Source organism: Dyadobacter flavalbus (assembly GCF_006149045.1).
GTDB classification, from domain to species: Bacteria; Bacteroidota; Bacteroidia; order Cytophagales; family Spirosomataceae; genus Dyadobacter; species Dyadobacter flavalbus.
Genome location: NZ_VBSN01000027.1, coordinates 507,450 through 530,731, shown reverse-complemented (window position 1 = coordinate 530,731; position 23,282 = coordinate 507,450). Strand labels below are relative to the sequence as shown.

General features: G+C 44.0%; 22 protein-coding genes. 7 read left to right on the top strand and 15 right to left on the bottom strand.

The genetic code is table 11. The annotated features are described in order from the left end of the window. Positions 1-42 precede the first annotated feature (42 nt). On the top strand, positions 43-1,365 hold the full coding sequence (locus FEM33_RS07490) for a cryptochrome/photolyase family protein (protein ID WP_139011444.1): 1,323 nt from the start codon (positions 43-45) through the stop codon (positions 1,363-1,365). A gap of 11 nt (positions 1,366-1,376) precedes the next feature. Here FEM33_RS07490 and FEM33_RS07485 read toward each other — a convergent pair whose 3' ends face one another. The 14 genes from FEM33_RS07485 to hisH form a co-directional block, all read right to left on the bottom strand. Next, positions 1,377-2,657, bottom strand: coding sequence for a M16 family metallopeptidase (locus FEM33_RS07485; protein WP_139011443.1), 1,281 nt, complete (start codon positions 2,655-2,657; stop codon positions 1,377-1,379). A gap of 84 nt (positions 2,658-2,741) precedes the next feature. Continuing rightward, a complete protein-coding gene (gene porV, locus FEM33_RS07480; RefSeq protein ID WP_139011442.1) occupies positions 2,742-3,893 on the bottom strand; it encodes a type IX secretion system outer membrane channel protein PorV in 1,152 nt (383 codons plus the stop codon). Positions 3,894-3,995: 102 nt separating this feature from the next. Next, a complete protein-coding gene (gene porU, locus FEM33_RS07475; protein WP_139011441.1) occupies positions 3,996-7,394 on the bottom strand; it encodes a type IX secretion system sortase PorU in 3,399 nt (1,132 codons plus the stop codon). Continuing rightward, positions 7,372-7,986, bottom strand: a complete 615-nt coding sequence (locus FEM33_RS07470; protein ID WP_229214129.1) for a SprT family zinc-dependent metalloprotease — start codon at positions 7,984-7,986, stop codon at positions 7,372-7,374. Before FEM33_RS07470 ends, porU begins: the two co-directional genes overlap by 23 nt. 68 nt (positions 7,987-8,054) lie before the next feature. Then, positions 8,055-8,249, bottom strand: coding sequence for a hypothetical protein (locus tag FEM33_RS07465; RefSeq protein WP_139011440.1), 195 nt, complete (start codon positions 8,247-8,249; stop codon positions 8,055-8,057). Positions 8,250-8,834: 585 nt separating this feature from the next. Continuing rightward, on the bottom strand, positions 8,835-9,035 hold the full coding sequence (locus tag FEM33_RS07460) for a hypothetical protein (protein WP_139011439.1): 201 nt from the start codon (positions 9,033-9,035) through the stop codon (positions 8,835-8,837). Between the two features lie 137 nt (positions 9,036-9,172). Next, positions 9,173-9,958, bottom strand: coding sequence for a phosphoglycerol geranylgeranyltransferase (locus tag FEM33_RS07455; protein WP_139011438.1), 786 nt, complete (start codon positions 9,956-9,958; stop codon positions 9,173-9,175). Continuing rightward, positions 9,955-10,362, bottom strand: coding sequence for a hypothetical protein (locus tag FEM33_RS07450; protein ID WP_139011437.1), 408 nt, complete (start codon positions 10,360-10,362; stop codon positions 9,955-9,957). The genes FEM33_RS07455 and FEM33_RS07450 overlap by 4 nt, the downstream gene beginning before the upstream one ends. A 97-nt stretch (positions 10,363-10,459) precedes the next feature. Continuing rightward, positions 10,460-10,798, bottom strand: coding sequence for a phage holin family protein (locus FEM33_RS07445; protein ID WP_139011436.1), 339 nt, complete (start codon positions 10,796-10,798; stop codon positions 10,460-10,462). A 60-nt stretch (positions 10,799-10,858) separates the two neighbouring features. After that, positions 10,859-11,194, bottom strand: a complete 336-nt coding sequence (locus FEM33_RS07440) for a phage holin family protein (RefSeq protein ID WP_139011435.1) — start codon at positions 11,192-11,194, stop codon at positions 10,859-10,861. Between the two features lie 13 nt (positions 11,195-11,207). Further along, a complete protein-coding gene (hisIE, locus tag FEM33_RS07435) occupies positions 11,208-11,837 on the bottom strand; it encodes a bifunctional phosphoribosyl-AMP cyclohydrolase/phosphoribosyl-ATP diphosphatase HisIE (RefSeq protein WP_139011434.1) in 630 nt (209 codons plus the stop codon). Positions 11,838-11,932: 95 nt separating this feature from the next. Further along, on the bottom strand, positions 11,933-12,706 hold the full coding sequence (gene hisF / locus FEM33_RS07430; RefSeq protein WP_139011433.1) for an imidazole glycerol phosphate synthase subunit HisF: 774 nt from the start codon (positions 12,704-12,706) through the stop codon (positions 11,933-11,935). Between the two features lie 3 nt (positions 12,707-12,709). Then, positions 12,710-13,432, bottom strand: coding sequence for a 1-(5-phosphoribosyl)-5-[(5-phosphoribosylamino)methylideneamino]imidazole-4-carboxamide isomerase (hisA, locus tag FEM33_RS07425; protein ID WP_139011432.1), 723 nt, complete (start codon positions 13,430-13,432; stop codon positions 12,710-12,712). Positions 13,433-13,450: 18 nt separating this feature from the next. Continuing rightward, complete coding sequence (gene hisH, locus FEM33_RS07420; protein WP_139011431.1) at positions 13,451-14,038, bottom strand: imidazole glycerol phosphate synthase subunit HisH; 588 nt, start codon at positions 14,036-14,038, stop codon at positions 13,451-13,453. A gap of 380 nt (positions 14,039-14,418) precedes the next feature. Here hisH and FEM33_RS07415 point away from each other — a divergent pair, with 380 nt between their 5' ends. The 4 genes from FEM33_RS07415 to FEM33_RS07400 all read left to right on the top strand — a co-directional run bounded on the left by FEM33_RS07415 (position 14,419) and on the right by FEM33_RS07400 (position 20,324). Beyond that, complete coding sequence (locus tag FEM33_RS07415) at positions 14,419-15,909, top strand: M14 family zinc carboxypeptidase (protein ID WP_139011430.1); 1,491 nt, start codon at positions 14,419-14,421, stop codon at positions 15,907-15,909. Positions 15,910-16,147: 238 nt separating this feature from the next. Further along, complete coding sequence (locus FEM33_RS07410; RefSeq protein WP_139011429.1) at positions 16,148-16,771, top strand: HupE/UreJ family protein; 624 nt, start codon at positions 16,148-16,150, stop codon at positions 16,769-16,771. A gap of 28 nt (positions 16,772-16,799) precedes the next feature. Then, the gene (locus FEM33_RS07405; RefSeq protein ID WP_139011428.1) at positions 16,800-19,181 is read left to right on the top strand and encodes a M1 family metallopeptidase; all 2,382 of its coding nucleotides are present in this window, start codon (positions 16,800-16,802) and stop codon (positions 19,179-19,181) included. 198 nt (positions 19,182-19,379) lie between these two features. Further along, on the top strand, positions 19,380-20,324 hold the full coding sequence (locus FEM33_RS07400; protein WP_139011427.1) for a D-2-hydroxyacid dehydrogenase: 945 nt from the start codon (positions 19,380-19,382) through the stop codon (positions 20,322-20,324). A 20-nt stretch (positions 20,325-20,344) separates the two neighbouring features. Here the strand turns inward: FEM33_RS07400 and FEM33_RS26535 are convergent, their stop codons facing one another. Continuing rightward, positions 20,345-20,518, bottom strand: coding sequence for a hypothetical protein (locus FEM33_RS26535; RefSeq protein WP_171036600.1), 174 nt, complete (start codon positions 20,516-20,518; stop codon positions 20,345-20,347). Positions 20,519-20,957: 439 nt separating this feature from the next. Here FEM33_RS26535 and FEM33_RS07395 point away from each other — a divergent pair, with 439 nt between their 5' ends. Both FEM33_RS07395 and FEM33_RS07390 read left to right on the top strand, forming a co-directional pair. Continuing rightward, positions 20,958-21,833, top strand: a complete 876-nt coding sequence (locus FEM33_RS07395; protein ID WP_139011426.1) for a hypothetical protein — start codon at positions 20,958-20,960, stop codon at positions 21,831-21,833. Positions 21,834-22,493: 660 nt separating this feature from the next. Then, positions 22,494-23,258 carry a ThuA domain-containing protein gene (locus FEM33_RS07390; RefSeq protein ID WP_310588809.1) on the top strand — a complete coding sequence of 255 codons (765 nt, stop codon included), beginning with the start codon at positions 22,494-22,496 and terminating at the stop codon, positions 23,256-23,258. The last annotated feature ends 24 nt before the right edge of the window (positions 23,259-23,282 follow it).

Here is a 23,282-nt window from a genome sequence, read left to right as displayed (position 1 = left end):
GTTGAAGTAAATATACGATCGGAACTTTCATTAAATACATTCATGAGTTCAAAAGCAAAAGAAAAAATAGCCGTGTTCTGGTTTCGCCGGGATCTTCGTTTACACGACAACGCAGGTCTTTACCGCGCTTTGAAATCGGATTACCCGGTCATTCCGCTGTTTATATTTGACCGTCATATTCTTGACCATATTGAAGATAAAAATGACAGCCGCCTCACATTTATTTACAATGCCATACTTCAGATTCAGAAAGAACTGAAAACCAGCGGCTCCGATATTCTTGTGCATTACGGCTTCCCGGTGGATATATGGAAAAAACTCAGTGAAGAATATGCTATCGCGGAAGTTTATACAAACTCCGACTACGAACCTTACGCAACAGACCGCGATAATGAAGTAGCGCAGATTATTCAGAAAAAGAACGGCATTTTCAAGACATATAAGGATCAGGTTATTTTTGAAAAAAACGAAATCCTGAACCAGAAAAATATGCCGTACACGGTATTTACAGCTTACAGCCGCGCATGGAAAAGTAAATGCAACCGTTTTTATCTGTCTTCTTATCCAACTGAAAAGTACTTTGATAACTTGTATAAATGGCAGGCGCCGGACTTTCCTTCACTGGAAGAAATGGGCTTCAGGAAATCGGATTATAACTTCCCATCCAGTGTTGTTCCGGCAGAATTACTTCAGAGGTATAAAAAAGAAAGAGATTTTCCGGCCATGGAATCCACCAGCCGGATCGGCATACATCTCCGGTTTGGGACGGTAAGTATCCGCGAACTGGCCAGAGAAGCAGAAGAAAACAGCCTTGTTTACCTGAGTGAACTGATCTGGCGTGATTTCTATCAGCAGATTCTCTGGAATTTTCCTTTTGTAGGAACCGGCAAAGCTTTCCGGGCAGCATATGACCGCATCAAATGGCGGTATGACAAGGAAGATTTCAGAAAATGGTGTGAAGGCAAAACAGGCTATCCGCTTGTGGATGCAGGAATGCGGCAGCTGAATGAAATCGGATTTATGCATAACCGCCTGAGAATGATTACAGCCAGTTTTTTATCCAAACATTTACTGATTGACTGGCGTCTCGGCGAAGCTTATTTTGCTGACAAACTGCTGGATTATGACCTCGCAGCCAATAACGGCGGCTGGCAATGGGCAGCAGGATCGGGAACGGATGCGGCGCCTTATTTCAGGATATTCAATCCCGAGGCGCAGGCAAAGCGCTTCGACGCCAAAGGTGAATATGTTAAAAGATGGGTTCCGGAAATTGGAACGGATGCCTATCCAGAACCGATTGTTGATCACCGGTTTGCAAGAGACCGCTGCCTGAGAGCCTACAAAGAAGCACTGGACCAGAAGTAATCGCCGGACTTTTACTTCCCTCCGGCAATTACCGTCACCATATCTTCAGGGTTGAGATACAAAGAAGCCATGGAAAGCACATCCTCACTGGTTGTAGCATGAATCTGATCGATGTATCTGTTGAAAAAATCAGACGGAAGACCGTCAAGCAGAAGTATTTTCTGACGGTCGGCTACTTCAAATGCAGTATTGAGCGATCCTGCAAATTCGCCGGCCATAAAATTTTTAACGGTCTGCAACTCATTCTCACCAACGGGTTCGGTCTGCAGCCTGTAAATTTCTTTTTTGATTTCGTCTATAGTCTGCTGCGTAAATTCTTTTTTCACGTCCGTTGCAACCATAAAATAGCCTTCGTTCTTCAGCGTAATCAGGTGCGAGGAAATGCCGTAAGTCAGGCCTTTTTCCTCACGGATATTTTTCATCAGCCTGGAACCGAAATATCCGCCCAGAATTTCGTTGGTAACCAGCATTTTGAAATAATCCGGATGATGCCTTGTAAACAAAATACGGCCCATGCGAATGGAAGACTGCACACTTTCCGGCCTTTCCACAACGACTTCCGAATTTTGATATGCAGCTTCGGGTGTGTAACCGGCTTCATCAGAATTATTGAATACCGGCTCGGCACCTAAATATTTATTGACTGCTTCAATATCTTTTTCTTCAATCTGGCCGGCCAGCACAACGGTAAACTTTCCGTTCCTGATAAATTTATTGTAATGCCCGGTTATTGCATCCAGCGATAATCCTGAAATATTGTCCTCTTCCTGGCTCTGTCCATAAGGATGATTGCTGCCAAACAACTTTGCCCGGAACGCTGCGTTGGCAAGGAAAGCATTTTTCTCTTTGTTAACCCTCAGGTTCTGGATGGTTATATTCCTTAATTCCTGAAGTTCCTTTTCCGGGAAAGCTGCATTTCTGATCAATTCTCGGACGATTGGCAAAACTTCATTCAGAAACCGCGAAAGGCAATAAACAACAATCCCGATGCGGTCGGAAGAATGAGTCATCTCGGTAAATGCACCCACTTTGTCAAAGGCTTCACTTATTTCCTGCGAAGTAAGGCCGGCGGTTCCTTCCGGCAACATTTTTATAGCAAAATAAGACGCCCCGATTTCACTTTCCTGCCAGTTTCCGGCTTCAAAAATGCATTCCAGCCTGATCACCGGCTGATCACCAATGTTTATTGTATGCAATGTAAGACCATTATCCAGCGTACGGGTTCCCGGTTCCGGCAGGTTTATAGAATGAATGACTTTGAAATCGGGTGCTATGGTACGGTCGAGTGACATATTCGGCAATGAGTATAAAAAAAACGAATGACGCTGCAATAACGTCATTCGTTTTCAAAAATTTAAACTTGTTGATTCACTTCGTTATTCCGTATCGCCAACATCCAGTTTTTCCGCCTTGTTCAGTCCAAGCGAAAGTGTAATGCGGAGTGTCTGAGCCAATGGGCTTCCTTGTGCTACGGGGAAAAGATAAGCAAAGTCAAAAGCATATTTATCCATAAAACGGGCGCCTGCACCAGCTGTGAAATACTTCATATTGCCTTTGTTCCTGTTTTCAGCATTGTAACCGCCGCGTACTGCGAAGATGTCGTTATACCAGTATTCAACACCGGCAGCAATACCGATTTCCTGCAATTCTTCTTTGAAGCCGTCTGGAGCATCAGAAAATGATCCGAATATTCCTTGCAGAAGCGGGCGGGTATTAAAATCTGTTCCGTCCGGAGTCGGTACCATTAACTTTCTTGCGTCCACAACGAAATTGAAGCGGTTGCGGCCGTCGCCTGTGAATGAAAGTCCGGCTCCTACTTTCAGATTGGTAGGGATAAAGTTTTCGGAATCTGTTCCTGAACCGTAGTTGATTTTACCACCCAGATTGGAAAGCACAGCTCCAAGCGACCATGCCAGTTCGCTGCCGCTTTCTTCATTTCTCAGTTCTTTGCGGTAATAAGCGCTGATATCACCCGCTGCAACGCGTGCCGGGTTCAGTGAAATTCCATTGATTACCGCAGTTCCTGCCAGGTTGGAAGAAATATACTTCAGCGTTAAGCCCATTGAGAAGTTCCGTCCAAGCTGACGTGAATATGTTCCGTTGATAGCCATTTCCCTGGAAGTAAAATAACCGTTCTGCTGACCGGTCGCGGTTCTTAGATCCAGTTCACCGTTGTTGAAATAATTGACGGATAAAGCAACTGCCTGTCCTTTTCCAAGTTTTTTGTAAGCACTCAGGTAACCAAGCCACATATCATCAACGAGGTTCCGGAGCCATGGCGTGTAAGATGCGGACACCCCGAAATCTTTGGTGTTATAAGGAAGCTTGGCAGCATTCCAGTAAGTTGCATTGGCATCAGGACTTAAAGCCACACCTGCTTCTCCCAGCGCAGCACTTCTTGCATCCGGCGCAAACGTTAAAAATGAAAGTGGTGAGTAAGGGATTCTTGATGTGGGTGTAGTCTGGGCAAATGCTGCACCGGTTACTGAAATTAATAAGGAAGATAAACTAACAAAAAATAGTCTCATAGAAATTGGATTTGCGATAGGAAGTCCTTTGGATCAGCTTCTTTTTAAGGTGTCAAAAATACAATGAAAGATAATTATTACTAAAAATTCAAGATTATTATATCAGGGACTGCGAATAAGTTTTCCGGATCGCTGGTCAGAAGAATTGTCTTTCAATGATCTGATCTGCATTTGATACAACAGCGGCACATTGTACGGAATCCGGTTTTCTCCAAGATCGGGAGTACTCAGGATTTCCTTCAACATTGGCTCACTATTATAATACTGTTTTTGAAATGTACTCAGACGCTGCCCATTATTGAGAAATATACTAAAAATTATTTCTACATCTTCATTTATTCTGTCATGAATAAGTTCGAATGAAAAATTTTCATGAAACGGGTTAGGATAAATTGTCAGCGCATTGAATCGGATTCCTTTCAGGATGCCTACTTGAAAATCGAACGCAATTTCAGATAAGTTATTATAACTGTCCCATACTTTTAAGCGAATAACATATTTTCCGGCGGGCATGTTTTCCAGCGGATAGCGTACGGTTCCCGAACGGTAATCATCGAGATCAGCAGTAAAATAGTCATTCAGCGTCATTGTGAGCGTGTCATTGATCGTTAAGGTGATGCCATGCCCGATTCCCGCATCTGAAATGTTGATCCCGTTTTCGTCACTGACGTTTACATACAAAACCGGGGACGGACCTACTGTATCGCCCGGTTTGAAACTTTCATGATCCAGATACGCTGCCAGCTTCGGCGGCGTACGGTCAGCCGCCGGCTGTACACTTCCTCCTACAATGACATTCAGCTGCGCAGCGGCATCGGAAAACGTATTGCCTGTTTGATATGCATAGATATTTGCGCGGCCCGTTCCTGTTCTGTAATCAATATCCTTCGGCATTGTGAAATTGCAGGAAAATTTTCCGTTTACAACTTTCACACTGCCTTTGAATAACCGGGTACGAAACTCTGCATAACTTTCCGGATTGCCTTCGTTTCCCAGCGTTTTGAAAGCAGACTGCTTGTCATATATCTCTATACTTGCAATTCCCGTAAAAAGATTGTCGGTTAATCCATTCGCCGGATTGTAAATTTCACCTTGCAGGCTTACTTTCTGCAAGGCACGCAAAGTATCCGGTTGCAAGGTCCAGCGGATTTGCTTCTGAGCTTTTGCCAACTGCATGGAAGGATCTGCAAGCAACGTAAAATTTCGGTTCAGACTGCCTGAAAGCGCCTTGTTTTTGGTTTCCCTGAAAATGTCGCCGGCTTTCAATCGCGAACCGGCTTTTACAAGCGATTCATAAAAAGCTTTGCTGAGCGTGAAATTTGTGCTAGAATAAACCGGCCGCGTAGTACTGATGGCTCCGATAGCAGCTCCTCGCGGGCTTAAAACCATCAACTCAGCACCTGACACAATTCCCGGATCATCATACCGGCCAAAGTCGCACGTTGCGGTAAACAGCAGCGGCAGATTGTTCATGCCGCGTACCGATTGCATATCTGCCAGTGTCAAAACCTGTTCTTCAGCCCAGCCGCTTACGCCGCCATGCCCGGTATAATTAAGGATCAGCGTTCCTTCATCAATACTTTTCCTGATTGCATTATTTACTTGTGCAGCTTTCTGGCCTTCACCCGTTGTAACCTGAGGAAAAGCATCTATGAATAAACGGGAAGGCAAAAAGTCATTCTGAACGAGTCTGGCAAGCTGGTCTGCGTGAGACTGATGAATATTTCCGTCTCCGTCGTCGGCCACAAAACGGATCGAATTCTTCCAGCTTCCTGACTTGCTTTCAGCAGAATTGTAATTAATAAGTTTGTTTACAATAGTTTGCGCCTCTGCAAATGATTTTACAGGAAGCCTTCCGACACCTATGTCCACCGTATGATCGCCCGCAGCCGATTCGGTCCATTCGCCTTCGCCATCTTCCATAAAACCGAAATAATCATCGGAAGAAAAGGTGTAAACCGGATTCAGCGATTCATAACTTTCATAAACCGGAACCCAGTTGTTGCGCTGTAATTGCGTTTGGTTGTTTAAAAGGTTTTTGTAGTCGAAAGTAGCATCCCCGAACAAAAGCAGATATTTCAGTTTGCCCGTTTTCTTCCTGTAAAGCGCGCGTGCATAATTCCGGATTGCACTTACATCCGGTTTGCCCGCGGCATATTCATTGTAAATTTGCTCAGTGGTTACCACTACAACTTCAAGGCCGTCATTAACTTTCCGGAATTCTGCCAATCTTTTCGCTTCAATTTCCCAGGCAGCAGGCGTGACAATCAACAGATCGGGCGTGTTGGAGCTGACGATATTCTGGTTTTTTACGGATTGCCATGAAATGGGCGTAAAAGCTTGGTCAAGTCTAAATCCAAGCAGTTGCCGGGTACCTTTGCCATTCCGCGCAGCAATTGCTAAAGAAGCACTTGTCGTGTTTTCAGCCATGATTTCCGGACTGGCAGGATCGGTAACATTCCACAGGTTCCAGCCGGAAGCGAGGTCTTGAAAATGATACGTTACCGTGTCTGAATTTTCAGGCAAAAAACGGTAAAGCTGTTGGTTGTCGTAAGAACGCAACGTTCTTTTTACATGCAATGCAACATAATTGAGATAAGCCTGCGCTGTACTCTGTCCATTTTTGTCATAACCGATCCCGACTGTAACCGGATTCGGAGGAGAAGCGCCGGCATTGGCGGTATGAGTCGCATCCGAACGCCTGCCTTTGATATCATAAGTATTCGTACTTACCGTTCCAATCGTGTTTTCACCGATCTGTTTTCCGTTAATCTGCCACAAAAACCGTGTTGTAACCTGTGCGCTGCCGATAGCAGAAGTGCGAAGTTTGATCTCGGAACCAGGAACGATGCCGGGTATATTTGCTTCAATCGTTAACGGAGCTGATTCCAGATATTCGCCCCACCATTCTCTGCCCGATTTAAGCAGATTGGAAACATCCGATTCGTGATACCAGTAATCTTCAAACTGGCTGACTGTTTTTCCGGATACGCCGGCAGCCACATTTGTTTTCTTTATCCGCAGCCCGTTGCTTTGTCCAAGGTTCAGAAAGTAATAGCTTGTATCCGTATAGGAATTTTTCTGATGCCGATACTCTGCTTTTAATGAATCAAAAATAATCTCGTTCGGCCCTTCGGCATAAAAATACACCGCGTCATTGCTGTCAAATTTCCCGTCTGATTCACCTTGTACCCAAATGGCGCTTTCTTCCAGATGACCTGAAAACGCAGGATCATTTTTCTGAGGCAACATTCCGCCCTTATTTCCGAATATACGGATCTGGTCCGGGGTAACAGAAAGAGGATCAATACCCATTTTACGCAGAAAGTCCGTATCAATCCGGTAAACGCCGGTCTGGTTTACAGCCAGCTTGTACCAGTTTCCACTTGATAAAACAGACGACTGCTGAGCAGATGAGGTATAACCGAACAACAATCCAAAACAGCTTATGACTGAATGAACAAGGAAACTGCGCAGATCAACAGGCTTCAACCAATGCATTTGCCGGAATTGTGTAAAGACGTTGTGATTTTTTATCCCTGCAAAGCACACGCGTCCGTCGTAACGAGCCTCTGACAAACAACCTGTCCTGAAAAACGAAATCAGTTCCTTCATTCAGCTGCACAAGCGTGGTTTTGCCGGAATGCAATGCATGCTCATCATATTTACGTATTGCATTATACAAAACCTGATCGCCTCCGGTAGAAGCCGCAGGGTTTTTTGCATAACGAACCAACGCACTCAGAATGTCTGCCGGAAAGATATTTTCATTCAGTACAGGCTGCAACAGCATCCCGAATTCGTATTTCCACTCTTTTCCATGCGGCGCCACGCGCTTTTTCAGCCGGCTGTTATATTTCTCATGTACGGCACAATGCGCAACTTCATGGATATAAGTTATCAGAAAATGGTATGGATTAAGGTTGGCATTAACCGTTATTCGGGGAACATATCCGCGCTTTACGGTAAAATCGCCCAGCCGCGTTCTGCGCGGACGCGATAAAGCAAAGCTGAAATGATAGGTATGAAATAATTCTTCACAATAAGGAATGGCTGCCTGCGGAACGTGGAGGCCAAAGGATGTGTCTTTCATTCATTAAATAAAAAAAGAAAAGCTCTATTTTCATAGAGCTTTTCCTGAATTCTGGCCTGTACTGCTGATTACTTGATGGAATCAGAAGCTGCAGTATCCGTTGACATTGTAGTAGAATCAGTTGCTGCTGCTGTCGTGTCTACAGTCGGAGTTTCTACAGAAGTTACAGTTGTAGTATCAGCTGCTTCATCAGCAGGCTTGCTTGTACAAGCAGCGAAAGTTACCATTCCGGCAACGAAAGCCAATGCAAATATTTTTTTCATTTCTTTGGTGTAATTAAGGTTTGATACAAATGTAACAGGATTAATCCGAAAATTTCAAACTTCACGATTGCATTTTCCCAAGAACTTAAAATTTCCTTAGAAAACCTGTTTCACATACAAAAGGTTTGCATCCAATTCTCCATGACAAAACCGGCAAAAATTATACATTTACAAATAAGTAATTGTAACTTAAACAGAAAACAGCATCGAGTAATCAATAGAAATAAAGGGTCCAACAGAGCCAGACGAAGGTATTTTTAGCTTTATAAACCTGAAAAATACCTGTTCTTAAGACTGAATTGCGAAATAGTTCTATTTCCTAATTGTATTTTATAGAGAATCCGGATCTTTAAAAGGATAATTTGCCTTCCGGTCCTGTTGAAAATGTATATTCGGGTGATACTATTAACCTTTCCGGCTAAATTTTGCACAGCTGTGCGAAAAGAAGAACGTACTGATAATGGAGTAACTTGCGTGAGCAAGTATTATTTGCAGATGAAAGAAGCAGCGTATTTACTTCCTTTATAAAAAAAGAAAAGCTCTATTTGCATAGAGCTTTTCAGAAATCCTAGCTTGTACTGCTGATTACTTAACAGAATCAGAAGAAGCTGAATCCGTTGACATTGTTGATGTTGAATCAGTTGCCAATGAATCTGACTCCATCATTGGAGATTCAGTTGTTGCAGCAGATGTAGTATCGCCGGCAGATTCGTCAGCAGGTTTGCTTGTACAAGCAGCGAAAGTTACCATCCCGGCAACGAACGCTAGTGCAAATATTTTTTTCATTTCTTGGGTGTAATTAAGGTTCGGTACAAATGTAACAGGATTAATCTGAATATTCCCAAACTTTGGTATTGTATTTTTCCAAGAACTTAAAATTTCCTTAAAAAAAGCTTAAAATTCTTGATTTTGTATAATTAAATCTACAAACGACCCAAAATTTTATCCGACTTCCGGTTAAATGCCTTTACACAAGCTGCTATTTCAGGGAGTAAATCCGGATTTTGTTCTATTCCATTTCCTACTACAATGACATCCGCACCGGCATTTAATGCATTGTCTGCTTTTTCATAGGAATCAATTCCGCCACCAACAATAATGGGCGTATCGACAGCCTGGCGAACTGCTGCAATTGTTTCGGCCGTTACAGGGAACTGTGCTCCGCTTCCGGCATCCAGAAATATATTTTTTAATCCCAGAAATTCTCCCGCCAGAGCAGTGCAGGCAACAATGCCGGGCTTGTCGCGGGGTAGAGGAATGGTGTTGCTTATATAGGAAACCGTTGTAAGCCGGCCGCTTTCTATCAGTAAATAGCCGGTTGGCAATACTTCAATGCCGCTTTGCTTCAAAAGTGGCGCAGCAATTACATGCTGCCCGATCAGCAAATCCGCATTACGGCCGGAAATCAATGAAAGCAGCAGAATGGCATCTGCAGATGGATCAATATGAAGGCTGCTGCCGGGAAAAAGAATAGCAGGAATGTTTGTATTTTGGTGAATTGCGGAAATAAGCTGGTCAATGGCATAATTGGTAATCAGGCTTCCTCCTACAAAAAAAAAGTCCACACCATGCCCGGCCGCATATTCAAGGAATGTCGGAAACGTAGAAAAATTTACTTTATCAGGATCTAAGAGAACAGCAAACGATTTCCTTTTTTCTGTCTTTCTTGTTGAAAGGAGGTCTGCGATTTTATGATTCGCTGTTTTCATTCAGTTTTACGTTCATCTGCAATTATATGGTTAAGCTTCTGGCGCGCCCATCCTACTGCTAACGTCCATGCTAAACTCTGGACAGCTTGTCCAACTGCAAATTTGCTCTTCTTTTTGTATTTTTTCTTTTTTTCTTCCTCAAATAAGTAATCTTCCTCGTATTCTTTGCCTTTTTTGCCTTTTGGAAGGACCGCTTTCAGCAATACGATGGATGTTACAAGTACACCTCCAATGATTAAAGCCTGCTTGCTGTATTGTGTTGCATCACTTTTCAGATCGTTCCACTGAAGTTCAAGCTTGTCACGATAAAGATCAGCATCCAGCATCAAATCCTGTTTATCTTTATCCGTGTCGGAAGAAAATGGTTTGGTAATCTTTACAGAAGAATCTATTGGAGAACTCATTTCATTGTCTTGTTTAATGATGACCCGAAAATTTTAAAGAGGAATTCAAAAATAGTAATTTGAGTGTATTTTTCCCCAAATTACTATTTCAAATCTATTAATCCTCCTTTGCATGCATGACACGGACGATGATTCCGCGGATAAATTCAATAATCTTTTCCTTAAGAACAATACAGATTGTAAGCAGCAAAGCAAAGAATGCCAGTAAAATCACATAACCGAGATAATCGCTGTCCAGCCATTTGTTCAGGAATGTCCCAAGCAGGATAATTACCAAAATAAGCACTGTAAGGCCAATACAAAGCAAAATTGCGGCATATACCGCCATTACAACTGCACGCTCGATTTTATCCCTTGTTTCGATTTTAAATAAATCGATGCGGGTTTCGAAATACTTAAAGAGCGTGTCCTTGATTTCCTCTAGTTGACTTAACATAGGCAGTAGTTATCAAATCATGTATATCTATTTAAACTCACTTCGAGCTAGATTTTTACACTAATCCAAAAACATACCAAGAATGCCGGAAACGATGGAGACCACCAGACCGAAAAATAATGCGGACAGGAATCCGCTTATTGAAAATCCGTCAACAAGATAACTTGCCAGATAAATGATAAATACATTGACAACGATGTAGAAAAGTCCCAGCGTCAGAATCGTAATGGGCAGCGCCAGTATCTGAAGTACGGGTTTCAGGAAAGTGTTCAGGATTCCGAGCACAATCGCCACGATCACCGCTGTCATGGTGCCGGCAACTGCAACGCCCGGAACTACATTAGCCGCGACAATGATAGCCAATGTGCTGATTATAAGACGTATTAATAACTTCATACTACATCCGTTTTTATTGGTGACGGCTGCGAAGTACGTTAATTACCTCATCTAAGTCAATGTTTTTCTGTTCCAGAAGCACAAGCAGGTGAAAAAGAAGATCCGAAACTTCATTTTTAAAAAGATCCTTGTCATCGTCCTTTGCCTCAATGACAACTTCAACTGCTTCTTCGCCTACTTTCTGGGCAATTTTATTAATGCCTTTTCTGAACAGGCTACTTGTATAGGACTCTTCCGACGGGTTTAATTTTCTTTCCCGTATGACTTCTTTCTGAAGATAATTGAGAAAGGAAGCTTCCCCGATTCGTGTATCCTGGCTATTTTTTTCCCCAAAGCATGTATCCGAGCCGGTATGACAGGTTGGGCCCGCGGGCGTGGCTTTTATCAGGACCGTATCACCATCACAATCCGCTGCAATTTCATTTACAAAAAGGAAATTGCCCGAGGTTTCACCTTTTGTCCACAAACTCTGTCTGCTGCGGCTGAAAAAGGTTACGGTTCCCTGGCTTTTTGTGATCTCAAGTGCTTCTTTATTCATATATCCAAGCATGAGAACCTTGTTGGTATGCACGTCCTGAATAATAGCCGGCACAAGCCCGTCCGGAGATTTATCAAAATCTATTGTTGAAAAAGTATCGCTCATTTTACAATTTGATCATTTTGGCAAAGTTGCATTCTTTCCGGTAAATTCAGTTGAAATAATTCTGCATTCTCTGAAATTAGCGTACGTAAAATCTCCTATTTGGTCATCCTTACCGGCAGATTTCTTTCATTCAGATACTTTTTCAGATCGGGTATATCAATTTCTCGGAAGTGAAAAATACTGGCTGCAAGTCCCGCATCCGCTTTTCCCGTAGTAAATACATCATAAAAATGATCCATGTTGCCTGCGCCGCCCGAGGCAATTACCGGAATATTCGCATGGCCCGAAACCGTTGCGGTCAGTTCCAGCGCAAATCCGTTTTTGGTACCGTCGGTATCCATGGAAGTAAGCAGGATTTCTCCGGCCCCTCGTTCCTCCACTTCCTTTGCCCAGGGAATCGTACGGATTTCCGTAGGCTTGCGGCCGCCGTGTGTATGTACAAGGTGTTCGTGTCCGTTTTCCGTCAGCGTATAACGCGTGTCAATGGCAACCACAATGCACTGGCTCCCGAATTCCAGCGAAAGTTCGTTGATAAGATCAGGATTGCGGACGGCTGCCGAATTGATGGAAACTTTATCCGCTCCGGCATGAAGCAAGGCAGAAACGTCGCTGATGGAAGAAATTCCGCCGCCGACGGTAAAAGGAATATTGATCGTATGCGCAACCCTGCGCACCAGTTCTATGAATGTGGAACGTCCGTCAATCGTGGCGGTAATATCCAGATAAACCAATTCGTCGGCTCCATGCTCGGCGTACATGGCACCGAGTTCCACGGCATCGCCTGCATCGCGCAAATTTATAAAGTTGATGCCTTTTACCGTCCGGCCGTCTTTTACGTCCAGACACGGGATTATTCGTTTTGTAAGCATAGTTTAATTTGAAAAACGCTGAAGATCGGCGAGACTGATCCTGTTTTCATATATGGCTTTCCCAATAATTACTCCGTAAATGTTCATTTCGGCCAGCTTCTCCACATCTCCGATCCCGCTTACGCCTCCGCTGGCAATGATTTTCAGATCCGGACATTTATCCTGAAGGTTCCGGTAAAGGTCAAAAGACGGGCCCTGCAGCAGACCGTCCTTAGCAACATCCGTGCTGATCGCGTACTGAATGCCTTTTTCGACATATTGTTCTACAAAATCGTAAACCCATATTTCAGTGCCTTCTTCCCAGCCGCTGACTGCTACTTTTTCTTTCTTTGCATCAGCACCCAGAATGATTTTCTCACCGCCATAAACACGGATCCAGTTTTGAAACAGATCCGGCTGCTTTACGGCGATACTTCCGCCGGTCACCTGCTTCGCACCGTTTTCGAACACGATTTTCAGATCATCCTCCGACTGGACGCCGCCGCCGAAATCGATATGCAGGGAAGTTCTGGATGCAATTTTGTCCAGCACTTTCCAGTTGACCACTTTTTTCGCCTTTGCTCCGTCCAGATCAACAAGGTGCAAGCGCCGCAAACCCGCATCTTCAAACTGAAGGGCCACTTCAAGCGGATTTTCATTGTATATTGTTTTCTGCCCATAATCGCCCTGCGTAAGCCGGACGCACTTTCCTTCGATCAGGTCTATTGCTGGTATAATTTCAATCATTTCGATATGCCGGTTTTATCAGATATTTAAAAAATTTTCCATGATCTTCTGCCCTGCATTTCCGCTGATCTCGCAATGAAACTGCGCTGCATAAAAATTGTCCTTCTGCAGCATGGCACTGAAAGGAAGTACATATTCACAACTTGCCACCGTATACTCACAAACCGGCGCCGCATAGCTGTGAACAAAATAAACATAAGCGTTATCGGGAAGGTCGCCGGCAAGAACCGTTTTGTAATCCATGATATTGTTCCAGCCCATATGCGGCACTTTCATGCCCGGGACAGCCGGAAAACGTTTTACATCCACATCGAAAATCCCCATGCATTCCGTATTGTTCTCTTCCGAAAAACGGCACATCAGCTGCATACCGATGCAAGTACCGAACACAGGCTGTTTCAGCGAAGGAATTACTTTATCCAGGCCCACTTTGCGAAGGTAATTCATGGCTGTGCTGGCCTCGCCCACGCCGGGAAAAATCACCTTGTCTGCAGAACGGATTTCTTCCTCGTTATCAGTGTAAAGATAGCTCGCTCCGATGCGGTCCAGCGCGTACATGACGGACTGCACGTTTCCGGCGTTGTATTTGATTATAACTGTTTTCATTCGATCTGTTCGGGATTGAGACAAAAAAAGCCCGATTTTATCAATCGGGCTTCTGGGATACTATGTATTCAACCTTATTACAACACTACTTGCAAAAACACATCACCCAAGACGTCCGGAAGCCAGATGGCTTTGATGAAAACGATGATATGTTTCAGCTATTAACATGCTACAAATATAAGGAATTCTACGTATATGTGAAAGTGCTTCTTTAAATATTATATTAAAATTTGATTAGAAGATTTTGCAAACCGGGTCCTGAACTGCCATGATTCCTTTTACTTTTTGATCCGGCGCTTTTGGATGATTTCGAGTCAGTTGTTTTATTTACAATTCATTCTGTTCGTACCTTGCAGTCACATACAGGATTTTCGCAATTCATGAAGCTATTTATTTCACAACTGTTTTTTTTCTTCATTATCTTGACAACTGTCGAATCAAAAGCACAGTCGGGCGAACTGGCGGACCGGCTTTACAATGCGCATGAAACTTATAAGGAAAGCACACTGACACAACGCCGCTTCAAGCAAAAGGACATTCTTCCGCTCATTGCCAAACGGCAGGGAAATCCGCTTTATATCATTGAAAAAGCCGGCGATTCCTTTGAAGGACGTTCTATTCAGATGATCACGGCCGGAAAAGGAAAGAAAAAAGTGTTGCTGTGGACGCAAATGCACGGCGACGAACCCACGGCAACCATGGCCACTTTCGATATCCTGAATTTTCTGGAAGGCAAAAACGACGGCTTTGACGATTTCCGCAAGGAACTGCTTGAAAAAACAACCTTGTACTTTGTTCCCATGCTCAATCCCGACGGTGCCGAACGGTACCAGCGCAGAACCGTGCAGGGTATTGATATGAACCGCGATGCAGCGGCCCGCCAAACGCCGGAAGCCGTAATCCTAAAAGGACTTGTGGATCAGCTCAAACCGGATTTCGGCTTTAACCTGCACGACCAAAGCCCGAGGTATTCGGCCGGAAGAAGCCCCAAAACGGCGGCCATTTCTTTTCTGGCTACTTCCTACGATTATGAGCTTTCCATCAATGCGGTTCGCGAACGTTCCATGCAGCTTATTGTGGGCATGAACAAGATTCTGCAGAAGTATATTCCCGGACAGGTTGCCCGTTACAGCGACGACCATGAGCCGCGCGGATTTGGCGACAATGTCCAGAAATGGGGAACCACGCTTGTGCTTATCGAGTCGGGAGGTTATGTGGGCGATCCGGAAAAGCAATATATCCGAAAGCTTAATTTCATGGCAATCCTTTCCGCGCTGGACAAAATTGCAGACAATTCGCTGACGAAGGAAAAACGCGACAATTATTACGACATCCCTGAAAACGGCCGCTGGCTTTATGATCTGGTGGTCAGAAATGCAGTAGTGAAGCAATCCGGCAAAAGTTTCACAGCCGATCTGGGCATCAACCGCAATGAAGTGAACTATGCCAATGCAAGCAAGTTTTTTTATTACAGCAAAATCGAGGATTTCGGCGATCTGCACCCGCAATACGGCAGCCAGGAAATAGATGCAGCCGGACTTACCGTTGAAAAAGGAAAAGTATATCCAACGACTTACAAAAACCTCGGTGAAATCAGCAAGCTCAATGCATTCAACCTTTTGAAAGAAGGCTATACATATATCAGGCTGGCTCCGGATGCCGGAACACGTTCGCTCGGACTGTATTTCACTGCATCGCCGTTGCATGTGCTGCGGAGCGGACAGCCGACACCGACCGGAACGCCCGGACTTGGAAATACGGCTACATTTGTTCTGAAAAAAGGCAGTAAAGTAAAATATGCAGTCGTAAACGGCTTTGTATACGACATGGAAAATTACTCAGCCGCAAAAGGTCAGGGAATAATCGAATAAACTTCCCACATCTTACTTCTTACATTTCACATCTTACATTTCACATTTTACATTTTACTCAAAAAACCAAAACCCTCCGAAACAGCATTTAACTTTTAAAGAACAACAATGTTCCCGGAACGCGGCTGTTTTATGCTTTTTGTTGTTGCTTTCCTGCGGCGAATAGAATATCTTCGGTTTTGTTTTTTTGTCTTGACAATTAATTTATTCCTGTGATCCTAAATCCTAAAACTGTTTAATGTCCGAATTCCAGGCTTATCTTCAATTGGGTTTCGACCATATAACAGATTCCAATGGCTATGACCATATTCTTTTCATCATGGCGCTCTGTTCCGTTTATACGCTTATCGACTGGAAAAAAGTAATTATTCTGGTAACTGCTTTTACCATCGGGCATTCGATAACACTTGCACTGGCCACAACCGGGCTTGTCAGCGTTAACCCCGACTGGATTGAGCTTCTGATTCCGGTTACGATCATCATTACAGCCATACTGAACTTCTTTTACAAGGTTCCGGCTGCTTCCTTCAACCGCCAGGAAAAGGTCTCCGGCCTGAGGTATCCGTTTGCGTTGTTCTTCGGACTCATTCACGGTCTGGGATTTTCCAATTATCTGAGGGCATTGCTCGGAAAGGAAGCAGAAATATTCAATCCGCTGCTCGGCTTTAATGTCGGGCTGGAACTTGGCCAGCTGATTATCGTATTTGTTGTTCTGTCCATTGCCTTTGTTGTAATCGAGTTGTTCAAAGTGCAGAGAATGAACTGGATCAATATTTTATCCGGAATCATTGTCGGTATGTCGCTTTCGCTTATCCTGAACAATGAATTCTTCAGAAATCTTGCAGGCTTGTCTGTCAATTAAAAGAACCTATATCCAATCACCAATATATATGAAAAAAGTACTGCTCCCTTTACTGATCTTAATGGTTTCTGTGGCCACGATGGCGCAGCAGTTGCCGAAATCACCGAATTATCAGGCCAATGACCGTTTTGAACAAATGGGCACGATGCTTCCGACGCCCAATTCATACCGCGCTGCTTCCGGCGCGCCGGGCCGTGAGTACTGGCAGCAGCGTGCCGACTACGACATCAAAGCAGAGCTGGACGACGATAACCGCCGCATCACCGGTTCGGAAACGATTACTTTTTTCAATAACTCTCCGGACGAACTGAAATACATCTGGATGCAGCTTGACCAGAACCTTTTCAAAAAAGAAAGCATCGGAGCGACTTCCAGAACGGGCACGATCAGTGAAAAAGGCATGAGTACTTCGCAGCTTGAGGCAATGAACAACGGAAGAGGCTCATCACTTGACCCGAAAAAAGAATACGGATACCAGATTGCGGCCGTAAAGGACAAAGCCGGCAAAGCCTTGCCCTACACGATTGTGAATACCATGATGCGCATCGACCTTCCGGTTGCCATGAAACCCGGCACAAACGTGGTTTTCAGTGTAGACTGGAGTTATTACATTACCGAATATTACGGCCGCAGCGGATACGAATATTTCCCGAAAGACGGCAATGCCAATTACTTCATTGCACACTGGTTTCCGCGCCTTGCACCTTATGATGATGTAAACGGCTGGAACCACAAGCAATTTCTCGGACAAGGAGAATTTGCATTGATTTTCGGGAATTACAAAGTAGCCATTACCGTTCCTGCAGACCATGTTGTCGCAGCCAGCGGCGAATGCCAGAACTACGCACAAGTACTTACAGCAACACAAAAGCAGCGCCTTAAGAAAGCCGAAACTTCCAAAACGCCGGTTATCATTGTAACGCAGGCCGAAGCGGAAAAAGCAGAAAAACGTGAGAACAAGTCGCCGGGAAAGAAAACCTGGATTTACAAAGCCGACAACGTTCGTGACTTTGCATTTGCAAGCAGCCGTAAATTCATCTGGGATGCCATGCAGACCGACGTTTACAAAGACGGCCGCAAAATCTGGTGCATGTCTATTTACCCGAAAGAAGGAAATCCGCTTTGGGAGCAATATTCCACCCGTGCTGTGGCGCATACGCTGAAATCCTACGGCGCACGTACATTCGAATACCCTTATCCGGTTGCCATTTCCTGCCATTCCGTTGCTGGCGGCGGCATGGAATATCCGATGATCAGTTTCAACGGCGGTCGTCCGGAAGAAGACGGAACGTACAGCGAAGCCGTAAAATACGGCATGATCGGCGTGATTATTCATGAAGTCGGACATAACTTTTTCCCGATGATCGTCAATTCCGATGAACGGCAGTGGGCATGGATGGACGAAGGACTGAATACATTCTGCCAGTATCTTGCCGAAAAAGAATGGGATTTCAACTTTCCTACCAGACGCGGCGAGCCTAACCAGATTACCGATTACATGTCTTCCGACAAATCCGTACTTTCCCCGATCATGTCTTCTGCTGAAAACGTAATCGGTCTGGGGCCGAATGCCTATGCAAAACCTGCAACGGCACTGAACATTCTGCGTGAAACGGTAATGGGCCGTGAACTTTTTGATCATGCGTTCAAAGAATATGCAAACCGGTGGAGATTCAAAAGCCCTACGCCTGCCGACTTTTTCCGCACCATGGAAGATGCTTCGGGCGTGGATCTTGACTGGTTCTGGAAAGGATGGTTTTACGGAGTTGAACCTGTTGACCAGGATCTTGTAAGTGTTGACTGGTTTAGCATCGATACCCAGAACCCGGAAATTGAGAAAGAACTGGCCCGGAAAGAAGCAGCCCGCAGACAGGCCACGATCAGCAAAATCCGTGATGCGCAGACAAAAGGCGAAACGGTTGTAGCACAAGATTCGACCATGGCCGATTTTTATAACCGTTACGATCCTTATAAAGTTACGGATGCCGATCGTCAGAAGTATGAGCAGTATCTGGCCGGATTATCCGAAAGCGACAAGGAACTGATCCAGAACAATACCAATTTTTATACGCTTTCGCTGAAAAACAAAGGCGGCTTGCCAATGCCGGTCATTGTTAAAATGGAATTTGAAGACGGAACAGATTCCGTAGCAACTTTCCCTGCTGAAATATGGCGCTTCAATGATCAGGAAATCAGCAAGGTTATAACAACCAATAAAAAAGTGACGCAATGGACACTGGACCCTTATTTCCAGATTGCCGACATTGATACCGAAAATAATTCCTTTCCGCGGATTGCGAAGCCGACACGCTTTCAGTTATTCAAGCAGCAGCAGCTCAGACGCGCTCCGAACCCGATGCAAATGCAAGGAGCCGGTGCCGGAAAGATCAGCAGCGATCCCAAGAACTAACAACCCCCGAAAATGCATCATGGCAGCCTTCCGGAAAATATTCCGGAAGGCTTTTTTTGTCTGAATCCAGAATAAGCTTACTTTGACAAAATCCTTTGAATTACAAATAATCCAAAGGCCTGAATTACAACCCGGAATTGCAGCATTCGGGTTTATCATTAACAAAAAACAGCTTTTGAACTTTAATCCGGACACCAAATGAACATCGTAATCCTTGACGGCTACACGCTTAATCCCGGCGACCTTGACTGGAACCCGCTTAACAAACTGGGAAATGTAACCATATACGACCGTTCCGATGAAGATCAGATTGTGGAGCGTTCAAAAGAAGCAGATGCCGTACTTGTTAATAAAGTTGTTCTTTCTGAAAAAATATTAAGTCAGCTTCCAAATGTAAAGTACATCGGCGTGATGGCAACCGGATTCAATAACATTGATATTGCTGCTACCCGAAAACTGGGCATAACGGTAACCAACGTAAAAGCATATAGTTCCGCGTCTGTTGCGCAACACACTTTTGCCTTGCTGCTTTCACTTGTAAACCGGATTGAAACACACAGCCAGAGCGTTTTTAAAGGCGAATGGGTAAACTCGCCGGATTTCAGTTACACCAAAACGCCGCTGACCGAACTTGCAGGAAAAACAATGGGTCTTGTCGGATTCGGGGATATCGGTTCGCAAGTAGCTCAGATTGCGCTCGCACTCGGAATGAAAGTTATTGCCTACCGGAAACATCCGGCTGCTGTAAACGGAGTGGAAATGACAACGCTGGAAGACGTTTTCAGAAACAGTGATGTGCTCAGTCTGCACTGCCCGTTGACAGAAGAAACAAAAGAAATGATAAACGCGCAACGGCTTGCAACAATGAAACCGAATGCAGTAATTCTTAACACAGGACGCGGGCCGCTGATCCAGGAAACCGACCTTGCGGATGCATTGAAAAAAGGAATAATTGCCGGCGCCGGACTTGACGTTCTGTCAACGGAGCCGCCCAGGTCCGACAATCCCTTGTTATCTGCACCGAATTGCGTCATAACGCCGCACATTGCATGGGCGACGTTTGAAGCCAGAAAACGGTTGCTGCAGATCGTTTCGGATAACCTGGAAGGCTTTATGCATGGCGACAAGAAGAACGTAGTTTAACTTGTCCTGAAATCAAAGTTTTACTTTTTGTCCCAGTTTTCTTTCATGTCTTCGTAGGATTCCTTGCTGACCGTTTTTTCACTTTTAGGTTTGGAAATTCCTTTTTTCTTGCGTGCATTGATGTTGTTGACCAATGAATTTTTAACGCCCAGTTTGTTCTTTTTCGTTGCGGTTTTGCTTTTTGCCTTAGCCATGTTATTGAGGTTTTTATTTGAATATCTCAATTATTATGCCCGGCCTGTTTTTGTGTATGCAAGGAGCACTTTTGTAAGTTCCTGAAATTGCAATTCAATGATTCCGGTAATTCATTCCGCTTTCATCTCTCATTGTAATCCGTTCTGAACCTTAAAAAAACTGTCTTGGAGCAGCATTTCCTAAGTCAGTTCTTACCAATCTGAATAGCGTACGCGTTTCCTGCGGGAACCCTGAAATGTACTCTTCATTATTTTTCGGTTATATAAATCCCTTTTCGTATAAAGTTGCAATGAAGTTATTGCCCTGTATGTACTTGTATAAACCGTAAAATAATTCCGATAAGCCGTTCAAAAGCTATACTTCGGATACCTCCGCTTTTAAGCCATATTTGTTGCGGCATCAAGTGCCCGGAGTCAAAATATTCATATACAAACAGTCATGAAAAATTATTTACGCTTGTCCGGTTTATCAATGAAAACGCTGATTTTATCAGCAATGCTTTTTGCGGGAAGCTGCACAAAGGAAAATGAACAGTTACCGCAACCGGAAACTTCCAGTACCGATGCCGGATCGCGAACTTCATTGCTTCTTCCGAGCAATAGTGGAAATATGCAGGATTTCAAAATCAGCACTAAGGGCATGCAGCAGCTGCTTATTCCGCCTTATACCGATCCTGATTTTTTCGTAGGAAGTATTGATAAAGTCAGTACTGTGAAACAAAAGGTTGAATTTGGATTTATTGTAAGTTCAAGAACGAATGACAGCCAGCCGATTAACCCGGTTCCATTGCTTAAAGCTGATCCGCTTGTAAGGAAATACATTGTAAGTGTATCGAATGGAACTGCCTTAATGCAAGCTCGCACTTACAAGATTTACAGAACCTTCAGCTGCAAGGAAGTATATTACCGCACTTACATGAAATTTGAGAACAATGCCGTGATTTACGGAGAAGTAATGCATACGATTTGTAATAAATGGCAGCCGGAAACAACGGCCTGGAATGTAGTAAACCGTGTTAAGACTTTTGATGTTTTAAAAGCCCAGGTAACGGATGTTGGTTCCAGCCCGGCTGTTGAACATGGCTTCGTTATCAGCTACAAACAGGAAGCAATCGGAAGCATTCATAAAGAACCAACCTTAACCAATGATACAAAGCTGGTAGTAAAAACAAATTATGCTCCCGGCGAGTACCTGAAACAGGATGAGTTTTCGTACCTGCTTAACTTTCCATATACCGAAATTTACTATCGTCCGTATGTAAAAACACAGGATGGTTTTGTCAGGTATGGCGATGTAAAGCACGATGTACGCTGATTGATTAGCATATAATCACAAAAAAGCAAAGGATGTAACAGCTAAGTTGTCTGTTACATCCTTTGCTTTTGTATGCTACTCAATGAACTTCATTTCTTTTATTGTAATACCTGAGCAGAACTTTGTACAGACCTGGCGGATATTTATATTGCTGCGTTTGTACGGGATTCCTGTATTATAGAAGTTGCATGCAGTGAAAGACAGAAAAATCTCGATCGAAACAAAACAGACTGATAGTAACTGATTCAGTGCAAGCTTGTTCATTTTCAGCCCGCAAGAAAATAATAAGCTGTATGCAACTGCCGGCAAGAATGTTACTGACAGTTCCGGGAAATAAATCCTGCCCAGAAAAACCGGAAATTCATAAATAATATAAGCAACCGTCACCGGCCAGACATATGCGCTGCCGGTCTGGCTGTTCTTTGCAAAACCGGTTTTAAAATCTCAAATCATATGGATTTACGGGAAAACACGGATCTTGAACATCCGCAAAAGATTCCGTTTACAAAGACATTTCTAAAAGGAAGACATTAAAAGCAGGCTAATCAAAAGTATATTCGGCTATAACGATGCCTTAATACTATTGATAATATGCCGGTCCTGAATCTGGCAGATCCGCATTGCAAAGTTACTTTTACCAAAAAACTTGAATTAAAATTTATGATGCTAAAAAAATTACTCGTTCTGTTTCTTGTAATTGCAAGTGCAGCCTCATCGTATGCGCAACAGTTTAAAGTTTTACTCTTTACCAAAACGGCCGGATTTCATCACACTTCCATTCATGAAGGCGTGTCTGGCATAAGAAACCTTGCAGCAAGGCACAATTTCACCGTTGACTGGCAGGAAAATGCTTCTGTTTTCAATGAAAAACAGCTTAAAAATTACGATGCTGTCATCTTTTTGAATACGACAGGCGATATCCTGAATGCAGAGCAACAAACTGCATTTGAAAAGTTTATTCAGTCGGGAAAAGGCTGGGTTGGCATTCACGCCGCGGCAGATACTGAATACGAATGGCCGTGGTATACAAAAATGGCCGGAATGATGTTTAAAATTCATCCGGAACAGCAAACCGCTTATCTTGATGTCGTAAACAGCAACTTTCCCGGCATGGAACGGTTTCCAAAAAGAATGCTCTGGACCGATGAATGGTACGAATACCAGAAACCGTATAAATCGGACGATCTTAAATTCCTGATCGGCGTTGATGAAAAAAGCTATGACCCGAAAGCCAGCTGGGGCACCGATAATAAAAGTGTAGGAATGGGCGATTTTCATCCGATTGCCTGGTACCATAATTATGACGGAGGCAGAGCCTTTTATACCGGCCTCGGCCATATCGGGCTTGTCTATTCCGACCAGACTTTCTTGGATCATCTTTATGGTGGCATTTACTGGGCAGCAACCGGAAAGGGTGTGAAGTAAAAGCAAAGAAGATACATCTTTCAA

What these genes read in the sequence shown, in the direction of transcription:
- FEM33_RS07490 (WP_139011444.1), top strand. Translation starts at nt 43, where the DNA reads ATGAGTTCAAAAGCAAAAGAAAAAATAGCCGTGTTCTGGTTTCGCCGG.
- FEM33_RS07485 (WP_139011443.1), bottom strand. Translation starts at nt 2,657, where the DNA reads ATGTCACTCGACCGTACCATAGCACCCGATTTCAAAGTCATTCATTCT.
- porV (WP_139011442.1), bottom strand. Translation starts at nt 3,893, where the DNA reads ATGAGACTATTTTTTGTTAGTTTATCTTCCTTATTAATTTCAGTAACC.
- porU (WP_139011441.1), bottom strand. Translation starts at nt 7,394, where the DNA reads ATGCATTGGTTGAAGCCTGTTGATCTGCGCAGTTTCCTTGTTCATTCA.
- FEM33_RS07470 (WP_229214129.1), bottom strand. Translation starts at nt 7,986, where the DNA reads ATGAAAGACACATCCTTTGGCCTCCACGTTCCGCAGGCAGCCATTCCT.
- FEM33_RS07465 (WP_139011440.1), bottom strand. Translation starts at nt 8,249, where the DNA reads ATGAAAAAAATATTTGCATTGGCTTTCGTTGCCGGAATGGTAACTTTC.
- FEM33_RS07460 (WP_139011439.1), bottom strand. Translation starts at nt 9,035, where the DNA reads ATGAAAAAAATATTTGCACTAGCGTTCGTTGCCGGGATGGTAACTTTC.
- FEM33_RS07455 (WP_139011438.1), bottom strand. Translation starts at nt 9,958, where the DNA reads ATGAAAACAGCGAATCATAAAATCGCAGACCTCCTTTCAACAAGAAAG.
- FEM33_RS07450 (WP_139011437.1), bottom strand. Translation starts at nt 10,362, where the DNA reads ATGAGTTCTCCAATAGATTCTTCTGTAAAGATTACCAAACCATTTTCT.
- FEM33_RS07445 (WP_139011436.1), bottom strand. Translation starts at nt 10,798, where the DNA reads ATGTTAAGTCAACTAGAGGAAATCAAGGACACGCTCTTTAAGTATTTC.
- FEM33_RS07440 (WP_139011435.1), bottom strand. Translation starts at nt 11,194, where the DNA reads ATGAAGTTATTAATACGTCTTATAATCAGCACATTGGCTATCATTGTC.
- hisIE (WP_139011434.1), bottom strand. Translation starts at nt 11,837, where the DNA reads ATGAGCGATACTTTTTCAACAATAGATTTTGATAAATCTCCGGACGGG.
- hisF (WP_139011433.1), bottom strand. Translation starts at nt 12,706, where the DNA reads ATGCTTACAAAACGAATAATCCCGTGTCTGGACGTAAAAGACGGCCGG.
- hisA (WP_139011432.1), bottom strand. Translation starts at nt 13,432, where the DNA reads ATGATTGAAATTATACCAGCAATAGACCTGATCGAAGGAAAGTGCGTC.
- hisH (WP_139011431.1), bottom strand. Translation starts at nt 14,038, where the DNA reads ATGAAAACAGTTATAATCAAATACAACGCCGGAAACGTGCAGTCCGTC.
- FEM33_RS07415 (WP_139011430.1), top strand. Translation starts at nt 14,419, where the DNA reads ATGAAGCTATTTATTTCACAACTGTTTTTTTTCTTCATTATCTTGACA.
- FEM33_RS07410 (WP_139011429.1), top strand. Translation starts at nt 16,148, where the DNA reads ATGTCCGAATTCCAGGCTTATCTTCAATTGGGTTTCGACCATATAACA.
- FEM33_RS07405 (WP_139011428.1), top strand. Translation starts at nt 16,800, where the DNA reads ATGAAAAAAGTACTGCTCCCTTTACTGATCTTAATGGTTTCTGTGGCC.
- FEM33_RS07400 (WP_139011427.1), top strand. Translation starts at nt 19,380, where the DNA reads ATGAACATCGTAATCCTTGACGGCTACACGCTTAATCCCGGCGACCTT.
- FEM33_RS26535 (WP_171036600.1), bottom strand. Translation starts at nt 20,518, where the DNA reads ATGGCTAAGGCAAAAAGCAAAACCGCAACGAAAAAGAACAAACTGGGC.
- FEM33_RS07395 (WP_139011426.1), top strand. Translation starts at nt 20,958, where the DNA reads ATGAAAAATTATTTACGCTTGTCCGGTTTATCAATGAAAACGCTGATT.
- FEM33_RS07390 (WP_310588809.1), top strand. Translation starts at nt 22,494, where the DNA reads ATGATGCTAAAAAAATTACTCGTTCTGTTTCTTGTAATTGCAAGTGCA.